Raw genomic sequence first — 8,931 nt, 5'->3', positions numbered from 1 at the left:
GGAGACGCTGGGTAAGCTGGGTGAAGACTACGCCTCCTACTTCGCCCTGTTAAAAAAGCCCGATCTCCACTTTAAGCCCAGGCCCCCTCGATATAAAAAGGATTCCGGTCTTTTCAATCTGATTTTCAATGCCCGCGCTTTACCCAGCTGATTAGCGCTCCATCAGGAGCTGCAGCAGCTGGATGAGCAGAAGACGCGTTTTTTCAGCAATATCTCGCATGAACTCCGCACACCCCTGACGCTTATTCTGGGCGGTCTCAAAGCCGCTAAACAGAACGAGCACGTGGTTGAGAATTTGGATCAGGCTTTTCGTCACGGGCAAAGACTCTATCGCCTCGTCAATCAACTGCTGGATTTTCAAAAACTCACCATGGCGCACGGTCACCTGCATCTGCAGAGCATTGATGTTCGGCATTTTGTCGAGCAGTCGGGGCAATATTTCAGTGAAATCTGTCGGCAAAAAGCCATCGATCTCCGCCTCGATTGGGCTGGCTCCGTCCATGGTCCGATCGAGATCCTGGGTCACATCGATTCGCTCGAGAAAATTCTTTTCAACTTCCTGTCCAACGCTTTGAAATTTACACCCCAGGGCGGTCACATCACCGTGACCTTGAGCCAGGTGAATCAGCATGTGCGCATCACGGTGGCCGACAGTGGCTGCGGCATACCCAAGGCGGACCAGAGCCGCCTTTTCCGACTCTTTTCCCAGATTGAGGGCCAGCATCAGGAAGGCAAGGAAGGCACCGGTCTGGGACTGGCGCTGGTGAAAGAGCTGACGAGCAAAATGAATGGCCGCGTGGGCGTCTTCAGCGAAGTCGGGCAGGGGGCCAGCTTTTGGGCCGAGTTCCCAGGATTGCAAGCCCATGCCCAAGGGATCGACTTGCCGATGGCGCAAGCCGGCAGCTGGTCGAAACGTTTTTTCAATCCCACGGGTTGCTGCGCATGGTTCGTGCTGTCGCCACGCCAGCCGAAGCGCATGAGTTGCTGACCGAATCCGCGGTGCGCGCCTTGATCTGCAGCGCCGAATTCGACGACGATGCCGCATACACCCTTTTTCATCATGCGCAGAGCTGTCAAGGGGATTGCTGGCTGGCCCTGGTTTCCTCGCAGCTGATGATGCCCGCCCATCGTTCACCCTTGCTCGATGCCAGCTTGATCAAGGCCATGTATCATAAACCCTTGGACGAGGCGATTCTGAGGGCCTGGTCGGAAGGCGCCCGTGAAATGCGTCATCATCACGATCCCGTTCTGGATCTTCTCTATGTCGAAGACGATGGGGACGAATCGGATTTTTTCCGTCTGGCTTTGGACCTGCTTTCCTCTCGGACCCGTTATCGCATCGTGGCCAATAGACAGGATGCCCTGGAAATTCTCCAAAATCATCGGGTGAAGGTGCTGCTGTCGGATGTGGTCCTGAGGGATGAAAAAGGCACGGACCTCTTGAAGTATGCCGCTGAACATTATCCTGAAACCTTTCGGATCATGATCACCGGTCAGGCGTCGGCCGATGTGCTGGAAGAAGGCATCAATGAGGCCCACGTTCACTACGTGATCTATAAGCCCTGCAATATTTACGATGAAATTAAAGCGCTCCAGGGCTTCATGCAGCGCAGTCCCATTCCTGATGTACGCTTCGCGGAGCAAAAAGTCTTTGTGCCTCGAGACTGGCATTTCGCTGAGATCGACGGCGAACAGCCGCGCTTGGAACCCCATGTCATGACCCCCAGGGCTGAAGGGGCAGAGAGCGCCCATCTCCTTGTGATCGATGATGTCGCCGATATGCGCCGGCTCGTTGGTAACACCCTCGCCTCAGCTGGCTATCATGCCGTCCTGGTGGACAGTGGCCCCAAGGCTCTCGAGCTCATCTTCAGGCGCGAACAGCGTTTCGATTTGATCATCAGGATTGGATGATGCCGGGCATGACCGGTCCTGAATTCATCCAGACCCTGCATCAGCACGAGGAATTTTCCTCGATCCCAACCATTCTGCTGACCGCGAAAAGCGATGATCAGAGCCGGGCCCACGCCACCCGCCTCGGTGCCAATGCGTATATCAATAAGCCCTTTGATGATCTCGAACTGATTTCAACAGTGGACAACCTGCTCGATCTTAAAAAACGCGAGCGCCGAATTGAGGAGCTCAATCGTTACATCGCTCAAAATGTACTGCAGCGATTTCTGCCCCCGCAGCTGGTGGCGGATATAGTGGAAGGCCGTTCGACGCTGGACGACCAGGCGAAGCAGATGGATGTCACCGTGATGTTTGCCGACCTCTGTAACTTCACGCAGGCGCCGATCTCTTATCCCCACAATCCATTGCCCGCATTCTGAATACTTTTTTCGTACGGATGAGTTCCATCATCTTTGAGCATGGCGGTACCGTCGATAAGTTTATCGGCGATGGCATCATGGTCATCTTGGGAGCGCCGACACCTATGAGCATTCCGGATCAGGTGGATCGGGCTCATCACTGCGCCAAGGCCATGCAGAGTGCTCTTGCCAACATGAACGAGGCCTGGCAGACGGAAGAAAATTATAGCTTTCGTATGCGCATCGGCATGCACTGCGGTCCGGCGATTGTCGGCAGTTTTGGAGGACCCCAACGATCGGATTACACCGTGGTGGGTCACACCGTTAACATCGCATCGCGGGTGGAAAACATGGCTGAGGCTGATGATATTGTGATGACCGAGGCGGTGATCGCCTGGCTGCCGGCTGAGGCATGGGAGCCCCTCGGTGCCTTCAAAGTCAAAGGCCTTGATCTGGAATTGCCGCTCTTCCGTGTGAAAAAATCCGCCTTCGGGCAAGTCGCCTAGCCCTCGACCCAGGCGTGTTATATACTCCAGTCCGCATGACGATCCCTGTCAACTGGAGATGTTTATGGCTGCCAATCATCAGGACCCCATCACCCTATTTGCTACCTGGTTTGCTGAAGCGAAGGCCTCAACGTTGCGTGATCCCACTGCGATGGCTCTCGCCACGGCGTCACGGGATCTGATGCCGGCGGTGCGCATGGTGCTGATGAAGCAATTTGATCATGAAGGCCTGGTTTTTTATACCAACCTGACAAGTGCCAAGGCGCGTGCCCTGCAGGAGAATCCACAGGCCTGCGCTTGTTTTTATTGGGAGCCGCTCAAACGTCAGGTGCGGGTGACCGGTCGCGTGGAGCGGGTGACAGATGCCGAAGCGGATGCGTACTTCGCCAGTCGCCCCCGGGAAAGCCAACTGGGAGCCTGGGCCTCACTGCAGTCGCAGCCTATGAAAGAGCGCGCGGAATTCGAGGGTCGTCTGGAGATGATCACGAAACAATACGAAGGTCAGACCATCCCAAGACCTCCCCATTGGTCAGGATTTCGCATCGTCGCCAGCAGCATTGAATTTTGGACGGATCGGCCCTTTCGCCTGCATGATCGGCTGGTGTATACGCGGACCAGTCCCAAGGATCCCTGGCAGACCCAGCTTTTGTATCCCTAAGGTAAGGATTTTCGCCCACTTAGTGCCGCCCCCTGTTGCAAGTTCTTGCGAATAGCGGCGGCCCGCGCAAACTTTTGCCCGCCTAATTGGCTTTCCACTTGACTAAAATCTCAGGATATTTTAATTCCATGCCTCCCTAGGGCCGAGATTTGACTGCCCTCTTATTGTAAATTTTAGTATTTATGCCGATAGGTATTCGGAGCTCGGAACGCGCGAGGTCCGCTGCGACGGTTCCAAGTTATCGAAAGGCTTTATGAATTATCTTTTAGCCAGCCTTTTCCTGCTTGCCTGCACGCCGATGATCGTGCAGGCCGTGCAGCGCTATCGTAAAGCCTCCCGTATTCTCGCGTTCATTCTGGTCCTTGGCATCGCCTATACGATTTTCACTCATATTATTGTGGAGAGTCTGGCCGTCTATGGCTGGGGCGCCATCGTTGCTGCATTGGCAGGCGTTATCATTCTTGGGGTCGGTGACGATTATTTTTTCTCTCATCCGGAAAAAAAGTCCTGGGTCTTTCTGGGACTCGTCCAGACTTTTCTGTTCATCCACGCTATGGTCGACGGGGCCGCGCTGGTGAGTTCCGAACTGCCCGCAATCGCTGCGGAGCACCATCATACGCAGGAACTCAGTATGAGCGTTCTTTTGCATCGCATGCTGTTTGAAGTGTTCCTGTGGAAATATTTCGACGAACGTTATGGTCGCCGCATGGCCATGGCTGTCCTGATCAACGTGGCTTTGGGCACGGTCATTGGCTTTATGCTGAGCCACGCGCTGTTTGCCGCGCTGCCCAGCTATTATGGAATTTTTGAAGCCTTCATCGGCGGCGCCCTTCTGCATTTGGTGTATGACTATTTCAAAGAGCGACTGCTTCCCGGCAGCCGCCATCAGCATGCAGGATTCGCTCGCCTTCGCCCCCTGACGGGTGACAAGGCCGAGACGCATGTCCACCAGAGTCCATCCGCTCCCTCCTAAGCGCTCATCATTGAAGTCGCCTGGTGTCTCCATAGAATTTGGTTTGACGAAGCGTTTCAGCTTTGTTAGCAGAAGCCAAACGAATAGGAGCCACACCATGCGCACTGATATGTTTCGATCGATCGTTTGTCTGGTAAGCCTTGTTATGACAGCCCCTGCATGGGCTACATATTCCATCGTAGCCGTCGACCGGCAGACAGGTCAGGTCGGAGGCGCGGTCACGAGTTGCGTCGCCGGTGCTTCTGTCAGTCGTGTTTATCAAGGTGTTCCAGGCGTTGGAGCGATTCATGCTCAAGCCTACACCAATATCTCCGGACGTCAGTACGGAGCTCAACTTCTCGAACAAGGTTATGATGCTGATGTTGTCATTCAGGCTATCAGCGCGGCTAACTTCGATGCGTCAGCTTCCACGAGGCAATACGGTGTCGTGACCCTAAGTGGAACCAGTGCGGGACATACGGGAAGCAGGAACGGTTTCTATGCCAACGATATTCAGGGTGAAGTGGGAACGTATACGTATTCCATTCAAGGCAACATTCTTACCAGCAGCCGCGTTTTAACCCAGGCGCGTCGTGGATTCAACGCTGAGGGATGTGATCTTGCGAGCCATCTCATGGCCGCTTTGGAAGCCGGTGCACTGAATGGTGAAGGCGACAGACGTTGTCGTCCTGCGACCCCAGCCGATGCCGCTTTCATTCAGGTCGATAATCCGGACGGCACTATTTTTGTACGGTTGGATGTGAAAGGATCACGCAATCCTCTGGGAGAACTGCGAAACCGCTTTGATGCGTTCCGTCGCACAGCTGGCTGTTATCAGGCTACGCGTTGATTCTGCATGTGCGTGCTGAATTCAAACAGGTCCAGTGGCAGATCGATTAAAAACTGGAAGGCGAAGTAGCCAGGCTGGAGCTCGTCACCCAGTTTCAGGGTAATCCCACCTGCAGCTTCGCGCAGGAAGCTGCGAACCGCATCCATGCCCACACCGCGCCCCGAGATATCCGACACCTGGTTGGCCGTCGACAAACCGGAATCAAAAATAAGTTCCGCCAGAGCCGCCGGTGTATGCTGTCCATCGGGGCTGATCAGGCCGCGTGCAAGCCCAATATCCCGAATACGAGTCACATGCAGGCCGCGTCCATCGTCATGATAAATGAGATGCATGCGATTGGTCTGCTGGACCAGCTGAATGCAGATCTGCCCCTCAGGCGTCTTGCCGTGTTTTATCCGTTCCTCAGCGGTTTCCAACCCATGGTCCATGCTATTGCGCAGGAGATGAACAAACACCCGCCGGAAAACTTCCTCAGCCTTTTCACCGACCAGAACGCCTTCATGGTCCACATGCACGGCCGGACATTCCTTGTGAAGATCTTTGGCCAGGACAGGCAGGCATTCCACCAGATCACCCAGCACAACGTCCACACTTTTGAAGAGTTTCGCGTGCAGAGTGAATTTCATGCGATCGAGCATATCCACAACATCCGCCGGCAACTGCTTGCCACGCGTGGTCTCACGGATGTCTTGGTAAAAGCTTTGCACCAGATCCAGGTGAAATTCCACCTGCCGTGACTGGGTGTTGGTACGCCCCAGTTTTTCCCGTGCGATTTGCTCATAGAGGCCGACAATCTGCTCCGCTTCCTTCAAATCTCTTTCCATGCGAACAAGGTCCCAGACCACGTTCTTATCTTTTTGCAGCGTGGCATAATACTGCTCCACGTCATGGAAGACCTGAGTCATCCTCTTAAAGTAGAGCGACCGCGCTGCGCCTTTGATCGTGTGCATGTTAATGAAGAGCACCTTCAGGACTTCCAGGTTCTGGGCCCGCATGCCTTGGGAATGGATGAGGCGGTTGTTTTCCTGAATGAAGGTCTGGCACGACTGAATGAAGCGCAGAAAACGCTCCGAGGAAATATTGAGAATCTCGCCGAGGAATTCCAGCTCCTCCTGCTGGTCCTTGCTGCGCTCCTGGAGTTTACGCAATTCCGTGACATCACGCATGGTCACCAGAACCTTATCCACGTTTTGTTCCGCGTCTTCGATCACATTCCAGGTGACATCAAAAACCCGTGCACGGTCATGGACGACCTGATGGATTTCGGTCGGCAGGGTATGCGCGTTCACTTCGAAATTCAGCGCGTTTTCACCCAATGTGGAGTCAAGAGTACTCAGCGCCTGACTGCGGGCGTCCGACGTCAGCGTGCTGTGCTGAAACAGAAGGTCGGTGGCCGTGGCCTGATCGAGCTGCTCCGGTGGAACCAGAAATATATCCTGCAGATGCCGGGAATGATCCTTGTGGATCTTGAAATCAGGCTTAATCATGAAGATACCGAGGGGGATGTGCGCCATGATCGAACGTATATCGCGCGTTTTCTCTTCCACCAGTCTTTCGAGGTTGGTGTTGAGTGACTTAACCTTGTCATGCTCGCGTTTCAATTCATCCGAAAGTTTGTGGATGGCGCGTTCTGAAATCTTCACGCGTTTGAAAGCAAAGGAGAACTTGCGCGCGATCATGTAGGATTGAAAGAAGATGAAGGCGAAAAGCCCAAAGCCACCCATGGCCGGAAGGTTAATGTAACCCTGAACACTGGCCATATCCGCGAGGGCCGAGACCATCATAAACATGATGCCGATCAGAAAAACACCGGCACCCTCCACTTTCTTGATCCAGGCGTAGAGAATCGCGCCAACCGTATAAAAGGTCATCAGGGTTGTGAGGATCTGAAAGATCAGAGTATAGCCGACGAAGAACCGTGGGTGGGTCAGGGACGCCAGCCCTACGAAAAAAATGGCTGCGACCGACATGATAATCGGCACCCAGCGCGTATAACTCCTGGGAAAGATGCAGTGCGTGAACCAGGCGAACATCGGGGCCCCAGCCATCCAGGTGATGTTGTAGAGCCGCAGCCGCATATTGAAGCTGACATTGGGCATGACCGTCATCAGCAGCCCATCACGTGTGACCGACAAATAGCTGCCGACACCCAGACACAGCAGCCCAAAAAAGAGGGTCGACGGATCCGAACGGCGCAAGGAAAAAAGACAAAGGTGATAGATGCCCATGATAAAGAGCGCCCCGATAATAAACACATCCAGGCAGACCTTTTGAAAGCGCATCAGATTCAGCGCCTCCAGCGTGCCGATCACAGGAGCTTTATTCATACCGGCTAGAAAGATTTCGTAGTTGGCGACCTGGATCACGATATCAAACGTGTTCTGCGACGGCGTCAAGGGATGGAGCTTGGAGCCCTGTCCGCCCACCGAAGTTTCGGGCGAGGTCCCGAGTTTTCCATAGCGAGCCACCTCCTGCCCATCGACGAAGATACGGGAGGACGACCAGATCGAAGCTGGAAAATAGAGGGCGATAGGTACCGGCTTATCCATCAGCACCCTTAGATGGTAGGTGCCATAGCCAAACGTTGGGTATTTTTCCTTAGTCTGGGTCCACAGGCTGGGCACTGGGATCAGGGTTCGCTTGGCTTCATACGCAGAAAGCTGGTTCGGGGTCACAAAACTTTCCCAGTAGAAAGCCCAGGATCCTTTCAGATCGATCGGTGCATCCAGGCGCTGGCCCCGAAGGTCAAGAACTCCGTTCTGAGCGTCAGCCCCAGCACGAACCCCTGGCGACCACAGGAGCAGGATGAGGAAAATATAGAACTTGGATGGGTTCATGACGGTTTCCTTCTGCAATAAGAAAGCTTCGGTCGGATGGAAAAATGATTGAGCGGAATTTCAGGAAAATAAGCAAAAAAACGCGTGCCATCTGAGAGGATCGGGCTCGTAAAAACCCTCAAATTTTCGGGCTCAGCGCGAACGTTGTCCCACCAAAGCCGGCTATATTTCAAATAAGCTGTATTGCATTCCAACCGGTGAATGTTTAGCCATGAAACTGCAACAGCCGTGAATTTATTGAGAGGATGCCATGAAAAGCTTACTGCTATCGATTCCCTATTTGCTGTTATCCACGGGCGTGACACAAGCGGAGACCATGCCGAAATTTGGTCTGCCGATACCCCAATCTCCAGAGTTTTCACAAAATTTTACTGCTGATTATGATTTCGAAGGCATCGTGGCCTTATCGAATTGTTCCGGCAGTCTGGTTCGCTTTGATGATAGTCAGGACACTGATAAAGCACTGGTCCTGAGCAACGGGCACTGCACGGGCATGATCGATCCAGGTCGGGTGGTGGTGAATCAGAGCAACAGTCGGAGTTTCGATGTGCTGGGAGCCCAGGCGAACAAACTGGGAACCGTGCGTGCGGAAAAAATTCTGTATGCAACCATGACCAAAACGGACATGAGTCTTTATCAGGTGCGGGAAACTTATCTCGATGTTCGCACCAAATACAAAGTCGAAGCGCTCACACTCAGTCGAAAGTCTCCCGACGTCGGGCATGATATCGAGATTCTGTCGGGATATTGGAAACGCGGTTATTCCTGTGCCGTGGCAGCCATTGCGAATACGTTGAAGGAAGGCAAGTGGAGTTTTGA

Annotated in this window: 8 protein-coding genes and 1 pseudogene; 8 read left to right on the top strand and 1 reads right to left on the bottom strand. The window is 53.7% G+C overall.

Annotated elements, in window-relative coordinates; all coding sequences use genetic code 11:
• Window positions 1-169: 169 nt before the first annotated feature.
• The 7 genes from VE954_RS06490 (at window position 170) to VE954_RS06460 (ending at window position 5,275) form a co-directional block, all read left to right on the top strand.
• The gene (locus VE954_RS06490) at window positions 170-988 is read left to right on the top strand and encodes a HAMP domain-containing sensor histidine kinase (protein ID WP_324950866.1); all 819 of its coding nucleotides are present in this window, start codon (window positions 170-172) and stop codon (window positions 986-988) included.
• Window positions 943-1,911 carry a response regulator gene (locus VE954_RS06485; RefSeq protein ID WP_324950864.1) on the top strand — a complete coding sequence of 323 codons (969 nt, stop codon included), beginning with the start codon at window positions 943-945 and terminating at the stop codon, window positions 1,909-1,911. Before VE954_RS06490 ends, VE954_RS06485 begins: the two co-directional genes overlap by 46 nt.
• 8 nt (window positions 1,912-1,919) lie before the next feature.
• Window positions 1,920-2,330, top strand: coding sequence for a response regulator (locus tag VE954_RS06480; protein WP_324950862.1), 411 nt, complete (start codon window positions 1,920-1,922; stop codon window positions 2,328-2,330).
• Between the two features lie 17 nt (window positions 2,331-2,347).
• Window positions 2,348-2,815 carry an adenylate/guanylate cyclase domain-containing protein gene (locus VE954_RS06475; RefSeq protein WP_324950860.1) on the top strand — a complete coding sequence of 156 codons (468 nt, stop codon included), beginning with the start codon at window positions 2,348-2,350 and terminating at the stop codon, window positions 2,813-2,815.
• A 64-nt stretch (window positions 2,816-2,879) separates the two neighbouring features.
• A complete protein-coding gene (gene pdxH, locus VE954_RS06470) occupies window positions 2,880-3,473 on the top strand; it encodes a pyridoxamine 5'-phosphate oxidase (RefSeq protein WP_324950858.1) in 594 nt (197 codons plus the stop codon).
• A 253-nt stretch (window positions 3,474-3,726) separates the two neighbouring features.
• Entirely contained in the window at window positions 3,727-4,446 is a 720-nt protein-coding gene (locus tag VE954_RS06465) for a hypothetical protein (protein ID WP_324950856.1), read from the top strand.
• A 97-nt stretch (window positions 4,447-4,543) separates the two neighbouring features.
• Complete coding sequence (locus VE954_RS06460; RefSeq protein ID WP_324950854.1) at window positions 4,544-5,275, top strand: DUF1028 domain-containing protein; 732 nt, start codon at window positions 4,544-4,546, stop codon at window positions 5,273-5,275.
• Here the strand turns inward: VE954_RS06460 and VE954_RS06455 are convergent.
• A complete protein-coding gene (locus VE954_RS06455; protein ID WP_324950852.1) occupies window positions 5,260-8,112 on the bottom strand; it encodes a 7TM diverse intracellular signaling domain-containing protein in 2,853 nt (950 codons plus the stop codon). The genes VE954_RS06460 and VE954_RS06455 overlap by 16 nt on opposite strands.
• A gap of 250 nt (window positions 8,113-8,362) precedes the next feature.
• Here VE954_RS06455 and VE954_RS06450 point away from each other — a divergent pair.
• Window positions 8,363-8,931, top strand: a pseudogene (locus VE954_RS06450) (serine protease); the annotation flags it as partial.

Origin of the sequence: Oligoflexus sp., from assembly GCF_035638955.1 — a bacterium.
Lineage (GTDB): Bacteria > Bdellovibrionota_B > Oligoflexia > Oligoflexales > Oligoflexaceae > Oligoflexus.
This window is presented reverse-complemented; position numbering and strand designations above follow the sequence as displayed.

What these genes read in the sequence shown, in the direction of transcription:
- VE954_RS06485 (WP_324950864.1), top strand. Translation starts at nt 943, where the DNA reads ATGGTTCGTGCTGTCGCCACGCCAGCCGAAGCGCATGAGTTGCTGACC.
- VE954_RS06475 (WP_324950860.1), top strand. Translation starts at nt 2,348, where the DNA reads ATGAGTTCCATCATCTTTGAGCATGGCGGTACCGTCGATAAGTTTATC.
- VE954_RS06465 (WP_324950856.1), top strand. Translation starts at nt 3,727, where the DNA reads ATGAATTATCTTTTAGCCAGCCTTTTCCTGCTTGCCTGCACGCCGATG.
- VE954_RS06480 (WP_324950862.1), top strand. Translation starts at nt 1,920, where the DNA reads ATGACCGGTCCTGAATTCATCCAGACCCTGCATCAGCACGAGGAATTT.
- VE954_RS06455 (WP_324950852.1), bottom strand. Translation starts at nt 8,112, where the DNA reads ATGAACCCATCCAAGTTCTATATTTTCCTCATCCTGCTCCTGTGGTCG.
- pdxH (WP_324950858.1), top strand. Translation starts at nt 2,880, where the DNA reads ATGGCTGCCAATCATCAGGACCCCATCACCCTATTTGCTACCTGGTTT.
- VE954_RS06460 (WP_324950854.1), top strand. Translation starts at nt 4,544, where the DNA reads ATGCGCACTGATATGTTTCGATCGATCGTTTGTCTGGTAAGCCTTGTT.